Origin of the sequence: Moraxella nasibovis (assembly GCF_029581575.1) — a bacterium.
In the GTDB taxonomy this organism is placed as follows: domain Bacteria; phylum Pseudomonadota; class Gammaproteobacteria; order Pseudomonadales; family Moraxellaceae; genus Moraxella; species Moraxella nasibovis.
In genome coordinates, this window is sequence record NZ_CP089975.1 from 1936154 (window position 1) to 1961866 (window position 25713).

A 25713-nucleotide genomic window follows, 5' to 3' on the forward strand; every position below is an offset into this window, starting at 1 on the left:
ACAAAAAATAGGGTACAATAAAGTTATCTTTTAGTAATCGCATGAGAGCGACATGAACCTATTCACCACCCTACAAAACATCGTCCCACAGCAAGCCCTATCCGAAGCGGCAGGCGCACTTGCCAAAAGCCAAAATCCTTATGTCAAAAAAGCCTTTGTGCATACTTTTGCCAAAGCCTATGGCATTGAGCTTTCGGAATATGAGCGTGGGAGCTTGGACGATTATGCAAGTTTTAACGACTTTTTTACTCGTGAATTAAAAAGTGGCGTGCGTCCGATTGATGAGACGGCGGGCGGCATTGCAAGCCCAGCAGACGGCAAAATCAGTCAAATCGGAGCCATCACGCACGGTCAGCTCATTCAAGCCAAAGGGCGAGATTATGAAGTTGGGCAACTGCTTGCCGACTATGAGCTGGGTAAGACATTCGCGGACGGCTCATTTGCCACCATCTACCTCGCCCCCACCAACTACCACCGTGTGCATATGCCCTTTGACGGTGTGCTTACCGCCACTCGCTATGTACCGGGAACGCTGTTTTCAGTCAATAACACCACCGCTGAGCATGTCCCAGATTTATTTGCTCGCAACGAACGCTTGGTGTGCGAATTTGATACCCAGTGGGGCAAAGCGTGCGTGGTCTTGGTTGGGGCGATGATTGTTGCTGGCATTGAGTGCGTGGCGACAGGGGCAATCAAACGCACGCCTTATATCCAAGAGCGAACGCATGATTTACCGCTTAAAAAAGGCGATGAATTGGGGCGATTTTATTTGGGTTCAACGGCGATTATTGTTTTGCCAAAATCCGCCAATGCCATTTGGGGCGATGAGTTTGTGCATGGTAAAGTGGTAAAAATGGGCGAAAAAATCGGTCAAGCGCAATCTTAAAAGTACAGCAAAGCCAAAAAACCCAGACCTAAACAAGGTCTGGGTTTTCATCAGTCGGCACATCTTGGACATGCCAAAAGCCAATATTTGCTTGGCTTATATTTTTAGCATCGGCTTTAAAAATCTGCCTGTATGCGACCTCTCATCCTTCGCCACCTCCTCTGGCGTGCCGACAGCGACGATCTCACCACCACCAGCACCCCCTTCATAGCCCAAATCAACGATGTGGTCGGCGGTTTTGATGACATCAAGATTATGCTCGATCACCACCACTGTATTACCCTTGTCTCGTAGGGCGTGCAAAATGTCTAACAGCTTTTTGATGTCCTCAAAATGCAGTCCTGTGGTCGGCTCATCTAGGATATACAGAGTCTGCCCTGTGTCTCTTTTGGCAAGCTCTTTGGCGAGTTTGACCCGTTGAGCCTCACCCCCTGATAAGGTCGTGGCGGATTGCCCAAGCGTGATATAACCCAAGCCTACTTGCATGAGAGCCTCTAATTTGCGATGAATGGCAGGAATCGCCTCAAAAAACGCCATCGATTCCTCCACCGTCATGCCCAGCACATCGGAGATGGATTTGCCTTTGTATTTGACTTCTAGGGTTTCACGATTATAGCGACTGCCATGACAGACATCGCACGGCACATACATGTCAGGCAAAAAGTGCATTTCCACCTTAATCATGCCATCGCCTTGACACGCCTCACAGCGACCACCCTTGACATTAAAGCTAAATCGCCCTGCCTTATAGCCCCTCGCCCTCGCCTCAGGTGTCTGAGTGAATAGATCTCGTATCAGCGTAAACACCCCCGTATAAGTGGCAGGATTGGAGCGTGGCGTACGACCGATGGGGCTTTGGTCGATGTCCACCATCTTATCAAGGTGTTCTAGCCCTGTGATCTTGTCGTACGCCTCTGGCACGAGCGTGGTGGCATTGTTAAGCTTGGTGGCGGCAAGCGGCATGAGCGTGCGATTGATCAGCGTCGATTTGCCAGAGCCTGACACGCCTGTGATACAGGTCATCACGCCAATCGGAATGGACAAATTGACATTTTTTAGGTTATTGCCTTTTGCCCCTTCTAAGTGGATATGCAAAGGCTCGCTGACCACTTTTTTGCCCTTTTTGACCTCGCCGACTTTGGCAGTATGACGAACAGTAGGAATCTCAATACGTTTTTTGCCTGACAAATACTGCCCTGTCAATGAGTGCTCGTTTTTGGCAATCTCGTCCGCCGTCCCCGCAGCGATCACTCGTCCGCCATGCACGCCTGCCCCCACGCCAATGTCGATGATGTGGTCTGCCATGCGGATGGCGTCCTCGTCATGCTCCACGACGATGACCGTGTTTCCCAAATCTCTTAGATGAGTCAAGGTGGAGAGTAGGCGGTCGTTGTCTCGTTGGTGCAAGCCAATGGACGGCTCATCCAGCACATACATCACGCCCATAAGACCAGCTCCGATTTGGCTTGCTAGGCGAATGCGCTGCGCCTCGCCCCCTGACAAAGTCTCTGCCGAGCGAGCCAAAGTCAAATATTCTAAGCCCACCTTTGTCAAAAAGCCCAAGCGTTCTCGGATTTCTTTAAAAATCTTATCCGCCACCTCGCCTTTTGCTCCGCCGATGTGCAAGTTTTCATAATACTGCCATGCCTCGCCGATGGGCAGATGGATGATGTCGCCCACGCCACGACCGTCCACTTTCACGCTGCGAGCGATTTCGTTCAGTCGCACGCCATCGCAGACATTACAGGTGGTGTCGGAGAGATATTGCGCCAGCTCGTCTCGCACGATGTTACTGGTGGTGGTGCGGTAACGACGCTCCAAATACGGCAAAATCCCTTCAAACGGCACGGTTTTATTCGTCTTTCGCCCTCGCTCATCGGTGAAGTTGAAAGTCAGCTTTTCTTTACCAGAGCCGTTTAAGATGATGCTTTGTTCTTTTTTTGGCAAATCCTGCCAAGGGCTGTCCATGTCGATGCCAAAATGCTGGCAGACAGTGGTCAAAAGCCCAAAATAATAAGCATGGCGCTTATCCCAGCCGTGAATCGCCCCTTGATTGATGGATTTGGCAGGCTCGGTGACGATTCGCTCAGCGGCAAAATACTGGCGCTTACCCAAGCCATCACAAGACGGGCACGCCCCAGCAGGGTTGTTAAAACTGAACAATCTCGGTTCAAGCTCGCTCACCGCACGGTCGCAGGCAGGACAAGAATGCTTGGCAGAGAGTATCGTCTCCGCCCCATCGTCCATGTCATGCAAAATGGCGATGTCACTGCCCAGCCTTAATGCCGTCTCCAAGCTCTCCGCCACACGATTGCCCAGATCATCACGCACTTTAAATCTGTCCACCACTACTTCAATGGTGTGTTTGTGCGTCTTGGCAAGCGTGGGCAACTCATCCATGTCATAGATCACGCCATCGATGCGCACCTTAGTAAATCCTTGCGCCTGCACACTCTCCAAAAGCGCCGTATGCTCACCCTTTCGCTCACGCACGATGGGGGCTAGGAGCATGAGTTTTGCACCCTCAGGCTTGGCAAGAATGTCGTCCACCATCTCACTCACCGTCTGGGCGACCATCGGCAAATCATGCTCAGGGCAGTAAGGCGTACCAACTCGGGCAAAGAGCAGACGCAAATAATCATACACTTCGGTAATCGTGCCGACCGTAGAGCGTGGGTTGTGGTTGGTGGATTTTTGTTCGATGGCGATGGCAGGCGACAGCCCTTCAATGCTGTCCACTTCTGGCTTGTCCATCTGGCTTAAAAACTGGCGAGCATAAGCCGACAGACTCTCCACATAGCGTCTTTGACCTTCGGCATAAAGCGTGTCAAAGGCGAGCGATGATTTGCCCGAGCCTGACAAGCCTGTGATGACCACAAGCTTATCTCGTGGAATGTCCACATCGATGTCTTTTAGGTTGTGCGTGCGTGCGCCTTTGATGCTGATAAATTCGTGTGCCATAGCTGCCTTGTTGTTCGTCTTTTGGTCTGAGTAATATGATAAAACATAATGGGGCAAATAGCACGCTTTTTAAAGTACCCTTAGGTTTTATTTAGGCAAATTACTCTATCAGCACTCGCTATCGTTTCTGGGCGGTGGGCAATCATCACACGAGTGATGTTCAAGGATTTTATCATCTCGTTAATTTCTCGTTCTTTTTCAATATTTAAATGGCTGGTGGCTTCGTCCAAAAATAAAATCTTGGGTTTTTTATACAACGCACGAGCAATCAATATCCGCTGTTTTTGCCCACCTGACAATACACTGCCCATATCGCCCACCAATGTTTGAAATCCCATAGGCATTGCCATGATTTCATCATAAATGCCCACCATTTTGGCACAAGTTTCCGCCCATTCTCTATCCAATTTATCATCAAAAAAGCTGATATTTTCTAATAAACTTCCTGCAAATAATACATCATCTTGACTGACACACGCCACACAGTTTAAGGCACTGACATCATTCATTGTTTTGATTAATTTCCCTGCAATTTTTATTTCGCCACTATTGGCGGTGAGTTCCCCTAATAACAAACTCATTAAGGTGCTTTTACCGCAACCAGTTGTTCCAACAATCGCAACCGATGAATTTTCTTTGATATAAAAACTTAAATTTTCAATAATATTCGGCTCATCATCACTGTATGTAAATGATAAATTTTTTACTTCGATGTCATATTTGTCTATATGAGGTGGCGACAATAAAAACTCTTGTTTTTCTTTTTCTGTTAAAACAATATCGCCAAGTCTTTCTGCGTGCAAAGAGAGCATTTTCACTTCTACAAATTTATCAATCAAACTACTCACTCGTCCACCAAATTGATTTTTATAAGCGATAAATGCCATTAAAATCCCCACCGTAAATGTACCATCAATCACATAACTTGCTCCAAAATAAATAATAATCAAATTTTCTAAACCAAAAACAATGCCATTAATAAAGCCAAACGCTAAGCCTAATTTTTGCGTTTTTAATCCTGCATTGATTTGATTGACAAATAAAGTTTGCCAAGTATTTTGGCGTAAAGTTTGTTTATCAAAACGTTTAATGGCACGAATGCCCCGCATCGTTTCCATAAAATGACTACTTTGCTTGGCACTATGAATAATTTGTTCTTCACTTGCTCGTCTAAGTGGCATATACCAAGCCCATCTTAAAGTGCCATAAATCGCCATTGCACCAATGGCAATCCACGCCAATGTTGGACTATAAAAAAACATTAAAACAAGCGTAAAAATTGTCATTAAGCCATCTAAAATAGCGGTTAAAAAGCTGGTGGTTAATGTGGATTGAATGCTATCAATAGAACCAAAACGAGAAATAATATCGCCCAAATGCCTTTTTTGAAAAAATGAACTTGGTAAATGAATTAAATGATTAAAAATATTGGCTTTCCATTGCACATTAAGTGTGGTTGCCAAATACATCACAATCCATGCTTGTAATAGGCTAATCAGTTGTGTTAAAAACATCAACAAGCCAAAACCAATCACAAGTGTGGTTAATAAGTTTAAATCTGCCGACACAATGGCGTGGTCAATCACCCATTGCATAAAAAATGGGCTGGTTAAAGCAAATATTTCTAATACAATGGCTAAAATCAAAATCTGATTTAACGATTTCCATAGTCCTTTAATTTCACCAAAGAGTTTAAAAATTTTGATTTGTGTTTTTTCTTCTTTTTTCTCAAAATCATTGTCTGTCCATATCTCTAAGGCAATGCCTGTAAAATGCTTGGAAACTTCTTTTAATTCTAATACTCTAAGACCGACTGCTGGGTCAATGATGGTAATTTTATTTAAGCCAACGGATTTTAATACCACAAAATGATTTAAATCCCAATGCAAAATACAAGGCGCACGCAGTTCTTTTAATTCATTTAATTCTAACTTTAAAGGACGAGTATTTATCTTAATCTGTTGGCAAATTTTAATTAGGGTGTGTAGCGTTGCACCCTTTTGTGAAATGGGATATTTTTGTCTTAAACTAAACAAATCCGTATGATAACCATAATAATGAGCAATCATCGCAATACACGCCAGTCCGCATTCAGAATTTTCGGTTTGCAATATTACAGGCAATTTATGCCCAAAACCCAAAGAAATATTTTCCAAGTAATTCATAACTATCCATCATTAAAAAAATAAAAAAGGTGCCATGCACCCAATGACAATAAAATGCTTGATTAGATTTTGCCAGTAATGCTGTATAAAGGCTCTAATACCCACTCATAGAGCTTCCTAGTTTCGTGCAATATATCTCCCTCTAATGTCATGCCTACTTGTAATGGCAGGTCATTGCCATAGGCTTTTATCGTTTGCTTTTCTAATTTTGCACGTACAATGTATAAAGGTTCATTAGTCATTTGTTCGCTTTGTGATACGGTGCCAATGCTTTGGATGTTTTGTCCTGCTAATGCAGTTTTTGCTACTGAGATGATTTGTGCATTGGCGTGTCCAAATTTTTGATAGGGATAGGCTTGATAGCGGAGCAGTACCTCATCACCAGTTTTGACAAAACCAATGGCACGACTTGGTACATACATTTCAGCGATGACATGACTATCATGGGGCAAAATGGTGGTGAGTGGTTTGCTACTTTCGATGTATTGACCTGTTTTGATGTGATTGGTGCTAATGACACCATCAATCGGAGCATAAATAGAGATAAACTCCCCTGCCTTGTTTTGGATTTTGCTTTGCCTATTATCCGTGAGGGACTGTTGTAATTGATTGAGATTGGCTCTATGATTTTGTTTGGTTCTATCTAAGCTGATGGTTTGTTCTTTGATTTGTTTTTCAAGTGATGACAGCTCTCGGCTGAGTGTCATGAGTTGTTCGTGTTGGGCGTTATATTCCATTTGGCGGTTATTGACTTCAAGGGCGGAGACGGCGTTGATGGCACTGATTTCTTGATGTCTTTTTAGGTTGTCGAGTGCAAGCTGAACTTAGGTTTTTTGCAATTCAATCTGAGCGATGAGTTTTTGCTTATCATCTTTTAGTCGCTCAATGGCGGTTAATATACTGTTGATTTCTTGGGCTTGGCTTTGTTCGGTATAAAAGATTTGATTTTGAATAAGCGTATTTTTGAGTGCCAACTCATCATCGATGGCTTTTTGGGTATTGCCCTCATCGCCATGATGGGCGGTGGAGATTTTATAAAGCAAATCACCCTTTTTGACTGCCTTGCCGTCATGAGCGTGATTTTCAATAACGACACCACTGGTAGGACTGTGGCTATATATCAGCCCCTGCTCTGGGATAAGCTGACCTTTGACGGTGCTACGTTTGGTGTATTCGCCCCAAATTAAAAAGGCGACCAGTACCAAACCAATTGACAAAGCACAGATGGTTAAAAAAGTAAAACTGACTGGACGAGTTAGAATAATCGTACCCGTCCAGTTCGTTTTTTGAGCATCTAGGACTTCTTGGCGGAATAAGTTGGACATAAAAACCTAATTAATGACCGTAGTTATTGCCTGATTTGTCTTGATTTTTATTATCTGGTTTAAGTACGGTATTGACACCATTAACACTTCTTTCGGCTAATCCACCTGCCGTCGCACCTGCAAAAGCGGCAGTAAATTTGCCACCAAATCTAACACCAAACATACCTGCAACGGTAGAACCAGTTGCTCCTGCTACTGTCATATCATTGCCAGCGGCTACATTGCTGGCAACGTATGTTGCACCACCAGTTGCACCGCCTTGAGCTACTGGATTTTTAGCAAGTGCTTTCGCTCCTTCTACCAATGGTCTAAGCCATCCACCAGCACCTGACACAAAAGACAATTCATGAATAGACAATTCACGCATAACATTCTCCAATGGTTAAGAAAAATTAAAAAAACATTCTATATATTTGTAGAAAAAATAGTGGAAATAAAGGAATTACCATTAGAAAAAAAGAAACTCCAACAATAACCCTGCATGTTTCCACATGTTTATCATCAAGTGGTTTTACGGTGTTTTCCTTTATAAGTAGTGTAACAATACAAATAAAAGAAATAATCGTTAAATATGTCTTTAACCAACCTTCAATAATCATAACTATATACTTTGCCTATGCAGTTTGTAAATACAATATTTGTTGAATAATAATTTTACCTATCTTAGGACATCCATAATATCAAAATTCGCCAAATCATAAGCAAGTTTTTGAATGTGTTCATGTTGTGCCTTATCAAAATGTGTTAATACTTCCGATAAAGCAATGGGTTGGTGATTAATGATGATGTTGATGAATTTTTTACTCAGCTCATCCACATTAATCTTGGTGCCATTTGAAATCAGATAGCCTTTATCCAATGTGCGTATGTCTACCACATTGAGGCTAAGTCTACTTTCTGGTGGCAACTTATCATTGTTGGGATTGCCAAACAACTCCATATTAAAGCGAGTATCTAGGCGATGATTACCCAAAAATTCCTGCATGAACCTATCATACATAACAGGGTCGGTCATCATGGCAGATAGTTGGGTACAGGCTTGGGCGATGTTGTTTTTGTCGGTTTCCCAATCAGATAAGTTATAACGCAATGGTAAGATGTTGGGCATTTGCTTGGTAAGCCATTCCATGTAGTCATAGCCTGTTGGGGCAAAAGTGCCGATTGCCAAATGAAAAGTTTCACAGCCCATCGGCACAGGGTTGTGCCACCACCCTCGAGGGATATACAGCACATCGCCAGCCTCCAAGACCACTTCCATGTCGGGTATAGTCGGTTCTGGCACATCGACATCTTTGGATTGCTGCATGTATAAGGGACTTTCAAAATTGGGTTGATATAACGCCCAATGTTTTTTACCCATGAGTTGCACCGCAAAGACATCACGAGTATCCCAATGACTTTTAAAGGAAGCGTCCGAACCAAAAGCAAGATAGCCACTAACCACCGTAGATGCATCGACAAACTGGGCGACTTGCTTTGCCAAATCATCAACAAAAGGCTCATTATTGATGCGATTATAAACAATCGTTGCACCGTTTTTCAGGTGGTGATAAATGGCGGGTTTGATAAAACGGTGGCGAGTACGCCCAGTGTCATCAAAGCTCTCCACATATTCAGAGATAGGTACAATCTCGCCTTTACGCAGACGAAAAAGCTCGTCCATTGGGTTGGCTCGTTGATACAATTCATTGATTTGTCGCCATGTGATGTCTAGGTTTTTGACAGCACCCTTAAACAACTTAGGCTTTTGGTATAGTACCTCTCGCCTAAACTCATCAGACGACATATTAAAATCCAGTTTCATATAGTTCCTGATATTGATTAAAAACAAGAGTAATGCTCGTTTATATGAATTATGATATAATATACTCAAATGCGAAAAAAAACAATACGATTCATCATAAAAAATATACCGTTTGTTGTTATTTTTTGGATTAAGCGCCTTAAATTTATCATGAAAACATTTGATAATAAAAGCAAAACTGACTGGGCGAGTCAGAATAATCGTACCCGTCCAGTTCGTTTTTTGAGCATCTAGGGCTTCTTGGCGGAATAGAGACATTGTTAATAACTAACCACTTCTACAATATCGTTCAGACATAATCCGTATAAGGCATTCATTAATTTTTCTTGCTCTATGTCTTTAAAGTTATCAAAAATATCTGATACAGAAACAACCGAATGATTGGCAATGTACAGAATGATTTCTTTAAATTCATTGTCCAATGTCAGTTTTGCACCATTGGCAATAATAAATTCATCATTCTCATTATAAGGTTGATTGGAATTTAATCTTAACATAGCAGTCATTGGCAATTCATTGATTTTACCATCGCCCAACAATTCTAATGCCAAATTACTTTCCACTCGCTTTTCGCCAATAAATTCTTGCATAAATTCATTATAGGTAGATTGATTTGTCATTAACTCTTGGATTTGATTGGCAATAATTGCTAAATTGGCATTATCATTTTGCCAATTTGACATTGGCTTTCTGATTTCGTGAAAATCAGGCAATTTCTTTAAAAGCCACTCCATATAATCCAAGCCAAAAGCAGGAAATGTTCCAATCGCCAAATGCACCGTTTCCTCTCCAAGTGGCGAAGGGTTATGCCACCAACCACAAGGCACATACAGCATATCACCTTCTTCTAGGATAATATCCATATAAGGCATATCTGGACAAGGGTGTGTCTCTTCAAAATATTTGCTTTGTTGCATATATAAGGGATTTGGAAATGTTGGCTCATAAATCACCCAACGCTTACGCCCTTTAATTTGAATTGCAAAGACATCACGAGTATCCCAATGTGCCTTATAAGAATCTTTATCTCCAAAAGCTACATACATACTGGTAACGGTTTGTCTGCCTGTCAACCTAGCAATTTGTCTAGCAAATTCATCAATAGCAGGTTCATTGACAATTTTATTTGCAATTAAAGTTGCTCCGTTTTTTAGTAAATTATAGATGACAGGCTTCATTAGGCGATAGCGAGTTATGCCCACTTCATCAAAAGTTTCAATATAACAACCCTTATCAACGATACCTTGATAAGCCACCTTGAAATCATCAGAATGAATGTTACTTCTTTCTATAATTTCGTTAATTTTTTCCCAAGACAAGCTATTCACATCAAAGCAATTTTTGAAAACGATGGGTTTTTTGTCTTGGTAGTTGTTTAGGAAATCTGATTTGTTGAAGTTTTTGTCCATAAGAGAAATCATTTAGAAAATAATAAAAACCAATGCCAACCATTCTCGTAAAGATAGAATGAGGCAACAATACAAGCAATGCAGATTAAACACATATATGCCCTGAAATTTTCGTTTTGAAATCCAAAGAATTTCTCTAAGGAGGTACAGGCAAAATAAAAAATAGAGCCAAAAATTAATGCGGAAATACAAATAAATACTGTTTGGTTCACTATACTTATCTCAAAGGTTGAAAAAGAAATGATTCCTATCTTGTACGGCTGATGTGTTTGTTGGGAAGTTTTTATGCCTATGATGTAGCGGGGACCATTACTGATAATTGGTGCCTGCTTTGTCTTTATTGGTTGTATTGCCACCCTTAATAATAGCTTGTGTCAGACCATCTACTGTACCAGATACTGCACCCGTACCCATTCCCGCCCTCACAGTATTGCTAGTTGTTTGCACAGCCCTAATACTACTTACAGCCATTTGCGTACCTTTGGCAACCATACCAAAACCAGAACCAGTCAAAGCACCTGCTGCTGTTGCACCTGCCAAGCCAGCCACACTCATATCATTGCCCGCTAGTGTATTTGAAACAACATAATGGGTTGCCCCAATGGCTGCACCTGCCACCGCCCCAACAGGACCAGCACCACCACTCACCATGCCAACTTCATTTAATGACAATTCACGCATGATACACTCCATTAAATCAATGCCAAAAGATGCTTTAAGTATCCATAAAATATAATAATACTAGTAATCATTATCAATTAAGTAGATAAGATATATCATAAATTTAATCTTTGCAAGCATTTATTTTAGGCATTATTTCAATTATTTTGAGATTTGCCACCCTGCCTAACTTCTGCTACACTAAGCCAAATCACTTTTCTTACCTAGCCATGACCATCCGTGCTTTTCTTGGCGGCTCATTTGACCCTATGCATTCATCACACTTGGCGATGGCGATGAGCGTTCATACCACACTTTACCAAGCCACCACCAACCCCATCAGCGTCTCTCTTATGCCTACCAAGGGCAATCCTTTTAAGGGCAAGCCTACGCCTGATGAACACCGACTTGCCATGCTACGCCTTGCCACCGCAGGCACACCCATTGGCATTGAGACCTGCGAGCTTGACCGCACACCGCCCATCTATACGATTGATACAGTGCGACTACTTCGGCAAACCCACCCCAACGACACGCTGATTTTTATCCTTGGACAAGACAGCTTGTACGGTCTGCCAACTTGGAAAGATGGCGATAAGATTTTGGATTTTGTCAATATCTGGGCATTTTGGCGGGGCGATTTTGATCAAGATGATGAATTTAGTCCGCAAGTTTTGGCAAATTTGACCTTTAATTTGGACAAGTTTTTAACCCATCAAGGCATGATTTATCAAGACCGCACACCCATCACTGCCATGTCGTCTAGCCAAATTCGCACGCTCATTGCCAATAAAGACCCAAAAGCAAGCGACCATCTACCGCCCAAAGTGGCAGATTACATACATAAAAACGCACTTTATGGCGAAACTGTGCTATAATGATGGGTTTATACAATTTGAATTTGAAACAGACATGAGCAATCAACACAACACTCAAAACCTAAGCCTAGACGAGCAAGTGCATCTTGCCACCGAAGCCCTAGACGACCTAAAAGCCACCAACATCACCGTGATGACGGTTGAGCATTTGACCGAAGTGGCCGAGCGTATCATCATCGCCAACGCCACTTCCAAACGCCATGTTAAGGCATTGGCGGATAAACTTGGTGCCAAAGCCAAAGAAGCGGGACTGATGCCACTGGGTCGTGAAGGCGACAAAGACAGCGACTGGACTTTGGTGGATTTGGGTGCGGTGGTCGTACACATCATGACGCCGCAGGCTCGTGAATTTTATGACCTAGAAGGTCTGTGGTCATCGCCAGAAGCCTTGCAAGCATTGGCGGTACAAAAGGCTTAATGATCAAAAATCGCCAAACGGTTGATGGTGAGCTTGATGATAAATTCATCACAATCTGCACTGTACATGATCATCAAAAAAAAAGACAACACCCCCTTCTATCATGACAGCCACCAATCATGACAGCCGATAATACCACGCATACCGCACCCCAAAGCCAATCTCGACCAGATTGGCAATGATTCGCCCAGTCAGCCCCCACACCGTCTCGTCCGCCACCGTCCAAGCGGGTGTGGCAAAGGGTGGCTGATTGTCATAAGTCAGCACAATCTCACTGGGCGGCGTGTGAATAAAATACGACAACTCTCCCCAAAACACACGCTCAATCTCATCTGCCGACCCCACCAACGCCTGCGCTACATCAGGCGCTACCACCGCCACCACAGGACGAACGAGCGAGCCTGATTTGGCGGTTTGGCAGGGCAGATAACCAATAATGTGAGCGTCTGCACCGTCAAGTCCCACTTCCTCGCACGCCTCACGCAAGGCGGTGTGGGCGGTGTCGGTGTCCGTCTCGTCTCTTTTTCCACCGACAAAGCTCACTTCACCTGCGTGGGCGGTGAGCCTCTGGCTGCGTTTGGTGAGTAGTAGGCGTGGCGTGGTCTCATTGGTGATGAGCACCAACACGCTTGCGGTGATTTGCACCTCTGCCTTGCCCTGCCGATAAGGATGGGCATAGCGGTCTGTGCCGTCATAATGCGTCAAGGCGTGCGACAATGTAGCCAGCATTTCACTGGCAAAATGACTGGGCGGATTAGTGCGTTTATGGTCGTACATGGGTAGCTTTTTTCCGAAGATGGGTTGCAAAATGAAATTTAAAATCACCAAAAATTTGTATTTGGCGTGGGGGCGAATCACATTCGCCCAATAATCATCACGCAGGACAAATGTGATTTACCGCCACAGATTTATCATGAATCTGCATCGGTTTTTAAGTTTTGCTGGCATATTTTACAAGTTATGGCGATAAATTTGTGCTAAAATGGGAATTATTTTTGACAAATTACCAATCAGCCATGTATTGCCTAAAATGCGGTAGCCCCGCTCACCACGCCATACCAGAAGGCGACACTCGCCCCCGTCTCGTTTGCCCTGCTTGCGGTCATATTCACTATGAAAATCCCAAGATGGTCTGCGGCGTGCTTGCCGTGCATGAAGGGCGCATTTTGCTGTGCAGGCGAGCCATTGAGCCTCGTTATGGGCTATGGACGCTCCCAGCAGGCTTTATGGAAAATGGCGAAACCATGGCAGAGGGCGCCAAGCGTGAGACCGTGGAGGAAGCGGACGGCGTGGCGGTGGATTTGAAGCTGTACGCCTTGTATGACTTGCCGCATTGGGGGCAGATTCATGCGATGTATCTTGCCAATTTAAAGGATGGAGCGTTTGGCGTGGGGGTGGAGAGCTTAGAATGCGCCCTGTTTTATCCTGATGAAATCGACATGGAAAATCTTGCCTTTGAGACCGTGCGTCAGACCATTGAGCGCTATCTGGCGGACAAAGACACCCTGATGAGCCAAGGAAAAGATGCCGATGATTTCGCTCACTATCCACTACACGAAGTGTGCATCCACCATCAGCCATAAACAGCGTGTCAATCTCTCACGATCCCCTCTATGACGCCAGCCATCCGACCGCATTCGCCAAAATCCATCCAAATCACTGGTGGGGGCAAATCACAGCTCGCCCCCACCATCATCTTAGACGATACCTCTGGATTGTAAAAGCGCTGTCACATCAGGTCGTCTGCCCATAAATCGCTCAAACAACGCCATCGGCTCATCAGAGCCACCCTGCGACAGCACCGCCTCGACGAAGTCTCGCCCTGTCTTGGCATTGAACACCCCCTCTTTTTCAAAGCGAGTAAAGCCATCGCTCGACAGCACCTCCGCCCACAGATAGCTATAATACCCCGCCGAGTAGCCACCAGCAAAGATATGGCTAAAACTGTGCGCCATCCGCACCCAGTCGGGCTCATTAAGTAGCGAGACATTCTGACGGATGTCCTCACGAATACGAGCGATCGCACCCTCATCGCCAGCCTGATACTCAGTGTGCAATCTAAAATCAAACAAAGCAAATTCAAGCTGTCTGACGATGGCGGTCGCTGATTGATAATTTTTGGCGGCAAGCATCTTATCGATCATTTGTTTTGGCAAAGGTTCGCCTGTTTGATGATGTCTAGAAATCAGCGTCAGCGCCTCAGGGTTCCAAGTCCAGTTTTCCAAAAGCTGACTGGGAAACTCCACCGCATCCCAAGCAACACCACTGATACCAGACACCGCCTGCACATCCACCGTAGTCAGCATGTGGTGCAAGCCATGCCCAAACTCATGAAACAAGGTCTCCACATCCCCATGCAGCAGCAAGGCAGGCTTGCCGTCACTGGCGGGTGCAAAATTACACACAAGCATCGACACAGGCAGCTGCACCGTCCCAGCCGCCGTCTTATAACGCCCCATGACGCCGCTATGCCATGCGCCACTTCGCTTATTTTCACGGGCAAATAAGTCCAAATAAAACGAAGCGATGTGCCGATCACCAGAAAACACCTCAAAAAAACGCACCTCAGGATGAATCACAGGCACACCCTGCTTTTCACGCACCGACACCCCAAACAGACGCTTGGTAATCTCAAACATGCCAGACAGCACCTGATCCACTGGAAAATAAGCTCGCAGCGCCTCTTTGTCGATGGCGTATTTGTCTTGTTTTAGCTTTTCGGACAAATAAGAAAAATCCCAAGGCATGAGCTCGTCAGAGGCGTCAAGCAGCCCTTTTTCTATGGCGTAGGCTTTGAGCTCGGCGATTTCTTGGCGAGATTTATCATGCGTTTTGGCTAATAAATCATTCAAAAAATCAAGCACTTGCGTTGGGCTTGTCGCCATTTTGGTCGCCAAAGAATACTCAGCGTGAGAGCCAAAGCCGAGCAGCTGCGCCCGAGACAGCCTAAGCGCCACTGTCTCATTCATGATGGCAGTGTTATCCCATTTGCCAGCATTTGGACCTTGATCAGAGGCTCGTGTGCGAAACGCCTCATACATCTGTTTTCTTAGGCTGCGATCGTCGGCATAGGTGATGATGGCGGCATAGCTGGGATAATCCAGTCCAAAGCGATGGCCTGATTTGCCTTTGGATTTGGCAGATTTTTTGGCATTATCCAAAGCGATGTCGCTAAGCCCCTTGAGCTTTTGCTCATCATCAATAACAATCTCAAAGCCCATTTCAGCATCCAGCACATGATTACTAAACTTGGTGGCAAGATTGGAGAGTCTGGCTGAAATCTCGGCATAACGCTCGGCATCCGCCCCTTCCAAAGTCACCCCTGAGAGCCTAAAATCAAGCAGCGCATCGTCGATTGCCTTTTTTTGCGCACGGATGTAGCTGGTGTACTCGGCGCCTTGTTTGAGTCTATTAAAAGCCTCATAAAGCGGGCGGTACATCCCAGCCCAAGTGCCAAACGCCACCAAAGATTTCTGTGCGTCATCGTACACCACTCTTAGCTCATCTGAATTTTTAAGCGAATGCAGCTGACTGACCGCCGACCATGCACGGTCGATTTTATTCTGCGCATCTTCCAGAGGTGCATAAAAATTCTGCCAAGTGATTTGTTCTTGTCCGCTGAGCGCCTTGATGACATCCGTGTTATGCTCGATAAGATGCGTGATGGCAGGCTTGATGTGGTGTGGCTTGATCGCCAAAAAATCTGGCAATCCCTCAAAGTTTAGCAGCGGGTTATCTTTGAGCGTTTCATCCAGTATTAGTGGCACTGGATTAGCAACGCCAAACTTTGGCAGACCCATCGCCACCAAACCACCCAGTCCCATTTGTAAAAAACGACGACGCTCCATAAAAATCTCCTTAATCAAACCAAGCAATAATCAAATAGCAATCAAATCAGACAATCTGCCCAACAGCATTCTGCCACCAACAAACTCCACCTAGCTTAGTTAAAACCCACCAAAAAGTCAAGAAGCCCACCCTTTAAAAGCACTTCTGCAAACCCCAATGCCCCAACCCCTTATTTTTTTCAACTCAACCAAACAAAAACCCCACAAGCTTTCACTTGCAGGGTTTTGTTTGGCAGTTTGCCTTGTTTTGGGCTAGGGATTAGCCTTTAACATTAGCAACAACACCAGCACCTACGGTACGGCCACCTTCACGGATAGCGAAGCGTAGACCTTTGTCCATAGCGATTGGGTGGATAAGCTCTACGCTCATCTCAACGTTGTCGCCTGGCATAACCATTTCAGTACCTTCTTGTAGAGTGATGGCACCAGTTACGTCAGTGGTACGGAAGTAGAACTGTGGACGATAGCCGTTTAGGAATGGCGTGTGACGACCACCTTCTTCTTTTGACAGTACATATACTTCTGCGTCAAATTGAGTGTGTGGCGTGATTGAACCTGGCTTAGCAAGTACTTGACCACGCTGAACTTCTTCACGCTTAGTACCACGAAGTAGAACACCACAGTTCTCGCCAGCACGACCTTCGTCTAGTAGCTTACGGAACATTTCAACACCAGTACAGGTAGTTTTAGCGGTGTCTTTGATACCAACGATTTCAACTTCGTCACCAACTTTGATGATACCTGATTCAACACGACCAGTTACAACAGTACCACGACCAGAGATTGAGAATACGTCTTCGATTGGCATTAGGAATGGACGATCGATGTCACGCTCTGGCTCTGGGATGTAGCTGTCTAGGGTGTCTAGTAGTTCTAGGATGGCAGGCTCACCGTATTGACCTGCATCACCGTTTAGACCTAGAAGGGCTGAACCTTTGATGATTGGGGTGTCGTCGCCTGGGAAGTCGTAGTCAGATAGAAGTTCACGAACTTCCATTTCAACAAGCTCTAGTAGCTCTTCGTCGTCAACAAGGTCGCACTTGTTCATGAATACCATGATGTAAGGTACGCCTACTTGGCGAGATAGAAGGATGTGCTCACGAGTTTGTGGCATTGGGCCGTCAGTTGCAGCAACAACTAGGATAGCGCCGTCCATCTGTGCAGCACCAGTGATCATGTTTTTAACATAGTCAGCGTGACCTGGGCAGTCAACGTGTGCATAGTGACGGTTAGCAGTGTCATACTCGATGTGAGAAGTGTTAATGGTAATACCACGCGCTTTTTCTTCAGGAGCTGAGTCAATAGCAGCGTAGTCTTTTGCTTCACCGCCGTGGTGCTTAGCAGCAACGGTAGCGATCGCAGCAGTTAGAGTGGTTTTACCGTGGTCAACGTGACCGATGGTACCCACGTTTACGTGTGGTTTATTACGTTCGAACTTGGCTTTGGCCATGATATTATTCCTTATAAAGGGTCAAAATACAGATTTTGACATAACATTAAATTGCCGTCTTGACCGCCCTATGGACAGTCAAGACTTGTTCATCAGATGAATAAAAGATTACTCGTCTTCGTCATCTTTAGCAGTGAATTTCTTGATGATCTCGTCTGCAACATTCTTCGGCGTCTCTTGGTATTTAGCAAATTCCATAGAGTAAGTTGCACGACCTTGAGACATAGAACGCATTTGGGTAGCGTAGCCGAACATCTCTGCAAGTGGTACTTCTGCACGGATCGCTTTGGTACCGCCAGGCAGATCGTCCATACCTTGAACCATACCACGACGACGGTTTAGGTCGCCCATGATGTCGCCCATATAGTCTTCTGGCGTCTCTACTTCTACTTTCATGATAGGCTCAAGTAGCGCAGGGCTGGCTTGCATAAAGCCTTTTTTGAACGCCATAGAACCTGCCATCTTGAACGACAATTCGTCAGAGTCCACATCGTGGTAAGAACCATCGTACAGAGTCGCTTTCACATTCACAACTGGGTAGCCAGCCAGAACGCCGTTTTTCATACGCTCTTGGATACCTTTATCGACCGCAGCGTGGTATTCTTTAGGAACAACACCGCCCACGATTTCTTCAGCAAATTCGTATTCTACTTCGCCAGTAGGATCTAGCGGCTCTAGGCGTAGCCATACATGACCGAACTTACCACGACCACCAGTTTGACGAACAAACTTACCTTCAACTTCAACAGTTTGACGGATGGTTTCACGGTAGGCTACCTGCGGCGCACCGATGTTCGCTTCAACGCCAAACTCACGCTTCATACGATCAACGATGATGTCAAGGTGCAATTCGCCCATACCAGAGATGATGGTTTGACCTGATTCTTCGTCAGTACGCACACGGAATGATGGGTCTTCTTTTGCCAGACGACCTAGTGCGATAGACATCTTCTCTTGGTCAGCTTTGGTCTTAGGCTCAACCGCTAGAGAAATAACTGGGTCTGGGAATTCCATACGCTCAAGGGTAATAACATTGTCGTTATCACACAGCGTGTCACCAGTAGTTACATCTTTTAGACCAACGAATGCTACGATGTCACCTGCGCGAACTTCGTCCACTTCATTTTGGCTGTTTGCGTGCATCTCAACGATACGACCGATACGCTCACGCTTCATCTTAACAGGGTTATAAACGCTGTCGCCTTGTTTTGCAACACCTGAGTAAACACGAACGAATGTCAAGTTACCCACATATTTGTCGTTCATGATTTTGAACGCTAGGGCTGCAAATGGCTCGTCATCCGAAGACTCGCGGCTACCTTCAGTTTCGTCTTTGTCATCTAGGATACCCTTGATGGCTTCAACGTCAGTTGGTGCTGGCAAGAACTCGATGACCGCATCAAGCATACGCTGAACACCTTTGTTTTTGAAGGCAGTACCACAAAGCATTGGCTGGATTTCGCAAGCCAAAGTACGGGCACGCAGACCAGCGACGATGTCTTCACGGCTCAAATCACCTTCTTCTAGGTATTTGTCCATCAATTCTTCTGAGCTTTCGGCAGCTGCTTCAACCATGTTGTTGCGCCATTCTTCAGCAACATCAACCAGGTCAGCAGGAATATCGCCATACTCAAACTTCATGCCTTGAGATTCTACATCCCAGATGATGGCTTTCATTTCTAGTAGGTCGATGACACCTTCAAAGGTATCTTCCGCACCGATTGGCACAACCACTGGTACAGGGTTGCCGCCCAGACGAGTTTTAACTTGCTCAACCACACGGAAGAAGTTTGCACCAGTACGGTCCATTTTGTTTACGAACGCAAGGCGTGGTACACGGTATTTGTTCGCTTGACGCCATACGGTTTCAGATTGAGGCTGTACACCACCAACCGCACAATAAACCATGCACGCACCGTCAAGAACACGCATAGAACGCTCAACTTCGATGGTGAAGTCAACGTGGCCGGGGGTGTCAATTAGGTTGATGCGGTGCTCTGGGAATTGATCAGACATACCTGACCAAAAGCAAGTGGTTGCAGCAGAAGTAATGGTAATACCACGCTCTTGCTCTTGCTCCATCCAGTCCATAGTCGCTGCACCTTCGTGCACTTCACCGATCTTGTGGCTTTTACCTGTATAGAACAAAATACGCTCTGACGTGGTGGTTTTACCTGCGTCAATGTGAGCTGAGATACCGATGTTACGATATCTGTTTAAGGGAGTCTTACGAGCCATAATTTTTCCTAGAAAAATTCTGATTAAATTGGGTGTCTGATGGGTGGATTTTAGTCATTTTATGTGACAATATCATGACCATTAGACTGAATTTTGGTACGGCTTGAATGACAACTTCCATCCAAGCCGACGCATCTTTTTTAAGCAAGATTCAAAAAATCTGCCTAAATTAGAAGCGGAAGTGTGAGAACGCTTTGTTAGCGTCTGCCATGCGGTGAACATCATCACGCTTCTTGATGGCAGCACCCTTGCCTTCTGCAGCATCATTTAGCTCGCCAGCTAGGCGTAGAGCCATTGATTTTTCAGAACGCTTAGCGGCAGCGTCAGCCAACCAACGCATTGCTAGGGCTGTACGACGGGAGGGGCGTACTTCCATAGGTACTTGGTAAGTTGCACCACCAACACGGCGAGCTTTCACTTCTACCGTTGGGCGAACACTTTCTAACACTTCTTCAAAGAAAGCCACAGGATCTTCAACATTACGCTTGGCTGCAACTGTTTCTAGCGCACCATAAACGATTTTTTCTGCGACTGATTTTTTACCATCGACCATCACATGGTTGATGAATTTAGCGATGGTTTGGCTGCCGAATTTTGGATCTGGTAGGATTTCACGGGCAGCGACGACACGACGTCTTGGCATAATAGTTCCTTATATCTTCAGGATAATCTGGTATAAAAGCTAGCTTAACCAGCCTTACTGCGCATTTGGGTTTGACACACCAAACCCTAAACTACGCAAATGATGTCTTAGGCTTATGCCTTAGGACGCTTAGCACCGTACTTAGAACGGCCTTGTTTACGATCTTTCACGCCTGCACAGTCAAGTGCACCACGAACAGTGTGATAACGAACACCTGGTAAGTCTTTAACACGACCACCACGGATCAATACAACGCTGTGCTCTTGAAGGTTGTGACCTTCACCGCCGATGTAGCTAGACACTTCATAGCCTGAAGTTAGGCGTACACGGCACACTTTACGCATGGCTGAGTTAGGTTTTTTTGGAGTCGTAGTATATACACGAGTACATACGCCACGACGCTGTGGGCATGCTTGTAGTGCAGGTACTTTCGACTTCTCGGTAATGGTCTTACGACCTTTACGGATAAGTTGGTTTGTGGTTGCCATTGGCAATTTCTCCCGTTAGTAACAATATGGCTAGCTGTATTTTTTACAAATAGCCGACTTATCCCCACTTGGGGGCAATATATTATATGTGCAAATACAAAAAAATACAAGGGCAAAATGATATTTTCAATTTGCCCTTGCGTTTTGGTTCATGGTTTGTGATGACAAGCAGTGATTATTTGCTCATGACACCCTAAACCACAACCGAGTCACGCATCAATCACGCATCAATCACGCGTGATCGTTTTGGTCGTCTTGCAAGACATCCGCCGCCTCAGTGACATCATCTTCGCCCTGCTGCACCAACAGCTGCGGGCGCTCTGGACGGAAAGTCGCCATCGCAGTGCCCAGCACCTCTTCGATCAGCTCTCTGTTGTAGTAGGCGCTTGTACCGACCGACGCCACTGGCAAAATGCGTTTAAACCAGCTGACATTCAATTTGTCAATGTCAATAAAGTGCGACAAATCGTCTAGCTGCTTGGCAAAAGTGTCACCCGTGCGGTATTTTAGACCAACTTTTTGTAATTCTTGTTTCAGACCTGAATCCTGAGCATTGATAAAGAAAGCATTGCCCAGTGCCAGTGCTGTTAAGATCACTTGCTTTTCTTGCAGCTTGCTCAGATTGGCGCCAGACAGCACACCATAGGCAAGCTTGATGCCGTCAGCACCTGTCAAAGGCTTATCATAAATGAGTGCCAGCTGGTACACAGACTTTAATGACACCATCAGTAGCCAAGCTGTATCCGCCACCACGCCTTTGATACCAAACAGACCTGACAGACCACCCATCACCGCCAAAGCACGGTTTTGGTTTGCCACATCACGGGCAAAGTCGTCACGCTCAGCGTCTGTCAGATTTGCCAATTTGCCAAAGCGACTGTCTTTTTGTAGGTCTTTTTTCGCCCAGTTATTCGCCCAGTGTGCCGCCTTGTCAAAAATCGCCTTTGAAATGCCCTCAGCATTGGCAGACGGTGCGACCTTACCCACCAACGACTGTGCCGTGGCAAGCTTACCGCCAAACAGCTGCGAACCGATGGTCGCCGCTTGCGTTCTGAACGCATCTTCGCCAAAGTCTTGGTTGTTTAGATCGACCGAGACAAAGTTTGTGCGCTTGGACGCACCCACACCCGCAAAATAAGCACCAATCTTCGCCAAAATACCCGATTCAGGCTTGTCGGCATTTTCTGCTTGAATGCGCTCCACATCGCCTGCCACTGCATCTACCTTGTCTTTGGCAAATTCCACAGCGTCATCAGCCTTGCTCTTGATGTCGCCGCCCAGCTGCTCGGCTTTTTCTTTGAATTCAGCGCCTTTTTGCTCTGCATCTGCCTTGATGGCATCTACTTTTTCTTGAGCATCGGCTTTAAAATCATCAAATTTATTTTTTAGGTCATCTGCAACGCTTTGTGCCGCCACAGTCGCCTCGCTCACCGCCTCTTCTGCCTGCTGTTTTAGCTCGCTTGCCTTGTCTTTGGCAGCATCGATGGCACCGCTGACTTTGTCTTTTAGCTCCGCCGCTTTGTCCTCAATGTCTGACTGCACGCTTTGCGCCTTAGTCTTGGCAGTCTCCAAAGCCTCATCAGTCTTCGCCTTGGCATCATCAATCGCTGCCTCGCCTTGGGCTTTTAGATCATCAAACTTATCCTCAGCATCAGCTTTTAAAGTCTGTGCTTTATCCAGTGCTTGCGTCTTGACCGCATCCGCCTTCTCCAAAGCCTGATCTTTTAGTGCATAAGCCTTATCTTCGACTTCCTCTTTAAGAGATGTCGCTGCCTCTTTGACTTCGCTCACCTGCTCTTTGGCGGCATCCAGCTTGTCTTGTGCCTGCTCTTTTACTTCCAAAGCCTTGTCTTCAACTTTATCTTTGATGTTGGCTTTATCGGCTGATTTGTCTTTTTTATCATCTTTGTCTTGATGAGCTTTTTCCGACTTATCTTTGCTTTCTTTGCCGCTTTCTTTACTTGGCTCATCTTCTGACTTGGCATCTTCTTGATCCACCGCGTCCTTGATAGAGCCTTTTACCACCAGCACATCTTGCACTGACTTATTGGCGATGTCCACATGACCGACAACTTCCACGCCATCCGTATTTTCTAAGGTCTCGGCAAGCTGATCAAGATTTTTGTTATTTACTTCATTGTTTGTTGCGTTTGACATTTATTATCTCCTTTTCAATTTCAATAACTATCAAAAACAAGCTAAGAGTATCACAAAATTCAGCGATTCGCTAAATAAATAAGTTAGGTGAATTGTTACCGTATCAAGCAATTATTACAGAGCGTTTAATTAGTGAAAACCAAAACCGCCAAATCCATAAAAACACACAGCAATAAGCCAAAGCCAAGCCTATGTTTTGCCAAAAAATCATCAATCTTTGAGAAAACTTTCCCATCTTTCAAATAATTTGTTACAATAGTCAAAATACAAGTGTAAACTTTTTCTCAGCAAATTTGACTGGATAACTTAATAGGAAACATCATGAAACGAGTCGTCATCACAGGCATGGGCATTGTCTCAAACATTGGCAATGATTTGGCAAGCGTTACCGAAAATTTAAAGGCGGGCAAATCGGGCATTATTTTTAATCAAAGCTATGCCGACAATGGCTTTAAATCGCAAGTTTCTGGCTCAATTGACAAAGACGCATTGGACACCGCCCAAATTGACCGCAAATTAAAACGCTTTATGTCGGACGCAAGCCTATATGCCTATGTCTCAGCATTGTCTGCCATTGAGAGTGCAGGTCTCACCCTTGATGATGTGGCGGACAATGTGCGTGTGGCGGTGGTCGCAGGCTCGGGTGGGGCAAGCACGGCAGATGTCGTAAGTTCGGTGGATAACATGAAAGAAAAAGGACTTCGGGGCGTGGGGGCGGTTGCCGTGCCTAAGATTATGAGCAGTACGGTGTCAGCAACTTTGGCAACGGGGCTAAAAATCAAGGGCATTAGCTATTCGCTGTCGTCTGCCTGTGCCACATCGAGCCACTGTGTCGGTCATGCCATGGAGCTGATTCAGCTTGGCAAGGCGGACGTGGTACTGGCAGGCGGTGGCGAGAGCGAGCATTGGACGCAGTCGTGTATGTTTGATGCGATGGGGGCGATGAGTACCCAGTACAACGACACGCCAACCACCGCCAGCCGTCCTTATGACACGACCCGTGATGGCTTTGTCATTGCAGGTGGTGGCGGTATGGTGGTCGTTGAGAGCTTAGAACACGCTACCGCTCGTGGGGCGAACATTTTGGCGGAGATTGTCGGCTATGGGGCAACCTCCGATGGGGCGGAGATGGTTGCCCCAAGTGGCGAAGGGGCGACCCGTTGTATGCAAATCGCCCTAACGCAGGCAGGGCTTGACACGGTGGACTATGTTAATTCGCACGGCACCAGTACGCCACTTGGCGACATTACTGAGCTAAATGCCATCGCAGAGGTGTTTGGCGGTGCGGAAAAAACACCGCCGATTAGCTCCACCAAATCAATGACAGGACATAGCCTAGGGGCGGTGGGCGTACAAGAGCTGATTTATTGTGTGCTAATGATGAATAATGACTTTATTGCCCCAAGCATTAACATCACTGAGCTTGATGACGGAGCAAAACCTTTTGACATCGTGCGTGAGACTCGCCACACCAAGATTAACTCAGCAATGAGTAACAGCTTTGGTTTTGGCGGAACGAACTCGGCGTTGGTGGTTAGGAAGTTTGAAGGTTAAATAAACTTAAAAAAGCCCGTTGTGATGACGGGCTTTTTTGTGTTAATATGATTCGGACAATAACATATACCAACCGAATTTAAAAACTGGCACAAAATTCACCATTGAATGGTAGGGGCGAATGATATTCGCCCTTTTGTTTAAAACCTTGATTGATTGGGCAAATGTGATTTGCCCCTACAAAACCGTATCAAATTTATTGTTTGGTTGGTATATTATGCTCATTTAAAACATAAAAACAATAATTTAAACTTGTAGGATTTTAGAATTTCATTAAAAAAATAGGTGTTATATGCCAAATAAACATATTTACAAAAGTATTTTTGGAGTTTTATTGCTTGTCCTTTTGGGGTGTCAGCCGCAAAACGCACCCAAACCCACCGAGCAGATAAACATTGACACAGCTCAGCCAAGCAAAGTAGCCCCGTCAGAACCATCGGTCTTTGTCGTATATTCAACCAATCGGCAAGCAGTAGGCAATGCAGCTTTTTATACAGGCACGCTCAATGCCAAAAATGGCTGTTTGTACATCAATGACCTGTTGATTGTGATAACAGGTCTGTATATTGATTGGCAAAATGAGCCGTTTTGGATTGGCAATCATCGGGGTGAAAAGTTTACACTTGGCGATGAAGTCAGCGTTGGCGGTTCACAAAGCAAAAACTATGATGAATATTTGACTAATGGCGTAATTAACACCCCAAATTGCAAAGCTGAAAAAGTTTGGCATGCTGTCAATATTGACAAGCCATTTTTATGATGATTAACCCTATTATTAAAATAGGGTTTTATTTTTGACAAACTTGCTTTACAATTTGCCTTTTTCTTT

General features: G+C 45.2%; 21 protein-coding genes. 6 read left to right on the top strand and 15 right to left on the bottom strand.

Going from position 1 to position 25713, the window contains the following annotated elements:
- Positions 1-52 precede the first annotated feature (52 nt).
- Positions 53-886, top strand: coding sequence for an archaetidylserine decarboxylase (gene asd / locus LU290_RS09305; RefSeq protein WP_277808310.1), 834 nt, complete (start codon positions 53-55; stop codon positions 884-886).
- Positions 887-982: 96 nt separating this feature from the next.
- On the opposite strand, the gene uvrA is transcribed toward asd, so the two are convergent.
- The 8 genes from uvrA to LU290_RS09345 form a co-directional block, all read right to left on the bottom strand.
- Entirely contained in the window at positions 983-3847 is a 2865-nt protein-coding gene (gene uvrA, locus LU290_RS09310) for an excinuclease ABC subunit UvrA (RefSeq protein ID WP_277808311.1), read from the bottom strand.
- An 80-nt stretch (positions 3848-3927) separates the two neighbouring features.
- Positions 3928-6012: a peptidase domain-containing ABC transporter gene (locus LU290_RS09315; protein ID WP_277808312.1), complete on the bottom strand. Its 2085-nt coding sequence runs from the start codon at positions 6010-6012 to the stop codon at positions 3928-3930.
- A gap of 62 nt (positions 6013-6074) precedes the next feature.
- Positions 6075-6749 carry an HlyD family secretion protein gene (locus LU290_RS09320; RefSeq protein ID WP_370688530.1) on the bottom strand — a complete coding sequence of 225 codons (675 nt, stop codon included), beginning with the start codon at positions 6747-6749 and terminating at the stop codon, positions 6075-6077.
- Positions 6750-6836: 87 nt separating this feature from the next.
- Entirely contained in the window at positions 6837-7337 is a 501-nt protein-coding gene (locus tag LU290_RS09325; RefSeq protein ID WP_277808313.1) for an HlyD family secretion protein, read from the bottom strand.
- A gap of 10 nt (positions 7338-7347) precedes the next feature.
- Positions 7348-7704, bottom strand: coding sequence for a hypothetical protein (locus LU290_RS09330; RefSeq protein ID WP_277808314.1), 357 nt, complete (start codon positions 7702-7704; stop codon positions 7348-7350).
- Positions 7705-7995: 291 nt separating this feature from the next.
- A complete protein-coding gene (locus LU290_RS09335; protein ID WP_277808315.1) occupies positions 7996-9141 on the bottom strand; it encodes a cupin domain-containing protein in 1146 nt (381 codons plus the stop codon).
- A 260-nt stretch (positions 9142-9401) separates the two neighbouring features.
- Positions 9402-10550: a JmjC domain-containing protein gene (locus LU290_RS09340; protein WP_277808316.1), complete on the bottom strand. Its 1149-nt coding sequence runs from the start codon at positions 10548-10550 to the stop codon at positions 9402-9404.
- Positions 10551-10859: 309 nt separating this feature from the next.
- On the bottom strand, positions 10860-11231 hold the full coding sequence (locus LU290_RS09345) for a class IIb bacteriocin, lactobin A/cerein 7B family (RefSeq protein ID WP_277808317.1): 372 nt from the start codon (positions 11229-11231) through the stop codon (positions 10860-10862).
- A 209-nt stretch (positions 11232-11440) separates the two neighbouring features.
- Between LU290_RS09345 and nadD the strand changes: the two genes are divergently transcribed.
- Together nadD and rsfS are read left to right on the top strand one after the other, a co-directional pair.
- Positions 11441-12088, top strand: a complete 648-nt coding sequence (nadD, locus tag LU290_RS09350; protein WP_277808318.1) for a nicotinate (nicotinamide) nucleotide adenylyltransferase — start codon at positions 11441-11443, stop codon at positions 12086-12088.
- A 34-nt stretch (positions 12089-12122) separates the two neighbouring features.
- Entirely contained in the window at positions 12123-12506 is a 384-nt protein-coding gene (gene rsfS, locus LU290_RS09355; RefSeq protein WP_277808319.1) for a ribosome silencing factor, read from the top strand.
- A 117-nt stretch (positions 12507-12623) separates the two neighbouring features.
- Here rsfS and LU290_RS09360 read toward each other — a convergent pair whose 3' ends face one another.
- Entirely contained in the window at positions 12624-13283 is a 660-nt protein-coding gene (locus tag LU290_RS09360) for an NUDIX hydrolase (RefSeq protein ID WP_277808320.1), read from the bottom strand.
- A gap of 239 nt (positions 13284-13522) precedes the next feature.
- On the opposite strand from LU290_RS09360, the gene LU290_RS09365 reads away from it, so the two are divergent.
- Positions 13523-14089 carry an NUDIX hydrolase gene (locus LU290_RS09365; RefSeq protein ID WP_277809602.1) on the top strand — a complete coding sequence of 189 codons (567 nt, stop codon included), beginning with the start codon at positions 13523-13525 and terminating at the stop codon, positions 14087-14089.
- A 114-nt stretch (positions 14090-14203) separates the two neighbouring features.
- On the opposite strand, the gene LU290_RS09370 is transcribed toward LU290_RS09365, so the two are convergent.
- The 6 genes from LU290_RS09370 to LU290_RS09395 form a co-directional block, all read right to left on the bottom strand.
- Complete coding sequence (locus LU290_RS09370; RefSeq protein ID WP_277808321.1) at positions 14204-16354, bottom strand: M3 family metallopeptidase; 2151 nt, start codon at positions 16352-16354, stop codon at positions 14204-14206.
- A gap of 259 nt (positions 16355-16613) precedes the next feature.
- A complete protein-coding gene (gene tuf / locus LU290_RS09375) occupies positions 16614-17804 on the bottom strand; it encodes an elongation factor Tu (RefSeq protein ID WP_277808322.1) in 1191 nt (396 codons plus the stop codon).
- A 108-nt stretch (positions 17805-17912) separates the two neighbouring features.
- Positions 17913-20042 (bottom strand): elongation factor G, encoded by a 2130-nt coding sequence (gene fusA, locus LU290_RS09380; RefSeq protein WP_277808323.1) that lies wholly within the window; start codon positions 20040-20042, stop codon positions 17913-17915.
- A gap of 169 nt (positions 20043-20211) precedes the next feature.
- Positions 20212-20685, bottom strand: a complete 474-nt coding sequence (rpsG, locus tag LU290_RS09385; protein ID WP_036364066.1) for a 30S ribosomal protein S7 — start codon at positions 20683-20685, stop codon at positions 20212-20214.
- A 113-nt stretch (positions 20686-20798) separates the two neighbouring features.
- Positions 20799-21173: a 30S ribosomal protein S12 gene (rpsL, locus tag LU290_RS09390; protein WP_029102685.1), complete on the bottom strand. Its 375-nt coding sequence runs from the start codon at positions 21171-21173 to the stop codon at positions 20799-20801.
- A gap of 231 nt (positions 21174-21404) precedes the next feature.
- Positions 21405-23330, bottom strand: a complete 1926-nt coding sequence (locus LU290_RS09395; protein WP_277808324.1) for an EcsC family protein — start codon at positions 23328-23330, stop codon at positions 21405-21407.
- A gap of 321 nt (positions 23331-23651) precedes the next feature.
- On the opposite strand from LU290_RS09395, the gene LU290_RS09400 reads away from it, so the two are divergent.
- Both LU290_RS09400 and LU290_RS09405 read left to right on the top strand, forming a co-directional pair.
- Positions 23652-24884: a beta-ketoacyl-ACP synthase II gene (locus LU290_RS09400; protein ID WP_277808325.1), complete on the top strand. Its 1233-nt coding sequence runs from the start codon at positions 23652-23654 to the stop codon at positions 24882-24884.
- A gap of 292 nt (positions 24885-25176) precedes the next feature.
- A complete protein-coding gene (locus tag LU290_RS09405) occupies positions 25177-25644 on the top strand; it encodes a hypothetical protein (RefSeq protein WP_277808326.1) in 468 nt (155 codons plus the stop codon).
- Positions 25645-25713 lie beyond the last annotated feature (69 nt).

Bases quoted from the DNA above. Each gene is read 5' to 3' on its own strand.
- asd (WP_277808310.1), top strand. From the start codon at position 53: ATGAACCTATTCACCACCCTACAAAACATCGTCCCACAGCAAGCCCTA.
- uvrA (WP_277808311.1), bottom strand. From the start codon at position 3,847: ATGGCACACGAATTTATCAGCATCAAAGGCGCACGCACGCACAACCTA.
- LU290_RS09315 (WP_277808312.1), bottom strand. From the start codon at position 6,012: ATGAATTACTTGGAAAATATTTCTTTGGGTTTTGGGCATAAATTGCCT.
- LU290_RS09320 (WP_370688530.1), bottom strand. From the start codon at position 6,749: ATGGAATATAACGCCCAACACGAACAACTCATGACACTCAGCCGAGAG.
- LU290_RS09325 (WP_277808313.1), bottom strand. From the start codon at position 7,337: ATGTCCAACTTATTCCGCCAAGAAGTCCTAGATGCTCAAAAAACGAAC.
- LU290_RS09330 (WP_277808314.1), bottom strand. From the start codon at position 7,704: ATGCGTGAATTGTCTATTCATGAATTGTCTTTTGTGTCAGGTGCTGGT.
- LU290_RS09335 (WP_277808315.1), bottom strand. From the start codon at position 9,141: ATGAAACTGGATTTTAATATGTCGTCTGATGAGTTTAGGCGAGAGGTA.
- LU290_RS09340 (WP_277808316.1), bottom strand. From the start codon at position 10,550: ATGGACAAAAACTTCAACAAATCAGATTTCCTAAACAACTACCAAGAC.
- LU290_RS09345 (WP_277808317.1), bottom strand. From the start codon at position 11,231: ATGCGTGAATTGTCATTAAATGAAGTTGGCATGGTGAGTGGTGGTGCT.
- nadD (WP_277808318.1), top strand. From the start codon at position 11,441: ATGACCATCCGTGCTTTTCTTGGCGGCTCATTTGACCCTATGCATTCA.
- rsfS (WP_277808319.1), top strand. From the start codon at position 12,123: ATGAGCAATCAACACAACACTCAAAACCTAAGCCTAGACGAGCAAGTG.
- LU290_RS09360 (WP_277808320.1), bottom strand. From the start codon at position 13,283: ATGTACGACCATAAACGCACTAATCCGCCCAGTCATTTTGCCAGTGAA.
- LU290_RS09365 (WP_277809602.1), top strand. From the start codon at position 13,523: ATGTATTGCCTAAAATGCGGTAGCCCCGCTCACCACGCCATACCAGAA.
- LU290_RS09370 (WP_277808321.1), bottom strand. From the start codon at position 16,354: ATGGAGCGTCGTCGTTTTTTACAAATGGGACTGGGTGGTTTGGTGGCG.
- tuf (WP_277808322.1), bottom strand. From the start codon at position 17,804: ATGGCCAAAGCCAAGTTCGAACGTAATAAACCACACGTAAACGTGGGT.
- fusA (WP_277808323.1), bottom strand. From the start codon at position 20,042: ATGGCTCGTAAGACTCCCTTAAACAGATATCGTAACATCGGTATCTCA.
- rpsG (WP_036364066.1), bottom strand. From the start codon at position 20,685: ATGCCAAGACGTCGTGTCGTCGCTGCCCGTGAAATCCTACCAGATCCA.
- rpsL (WP_029102685.1), bottom strand. From the start codon at position 21,173: ATGGCAACCACAAACCAACTTATCCGTAAAGGTCGTAAGACCATTACC.
- LU290_RS09395 (WP_277808324.1), bottom strand. From the start codon at position 23,330: ATGTCAAACGCAACAAACAATGAAGTAAATAACAAAAATCTTGATCAG.
- LU290_RS09400 (WP_277808325.1), top strand. From the start codon at position 23,652: ATGAAACGAGTCGTCATCACAGGCATGGGCATTGTCTCAAACATTGGC.
- LU290_RS09405 (WP_277808326.1), top strand. From the start codon at position 25,177: ATGCCAAATAAACATATTTACAAAAGTATTTTTGGAGTTTTATTGCTT.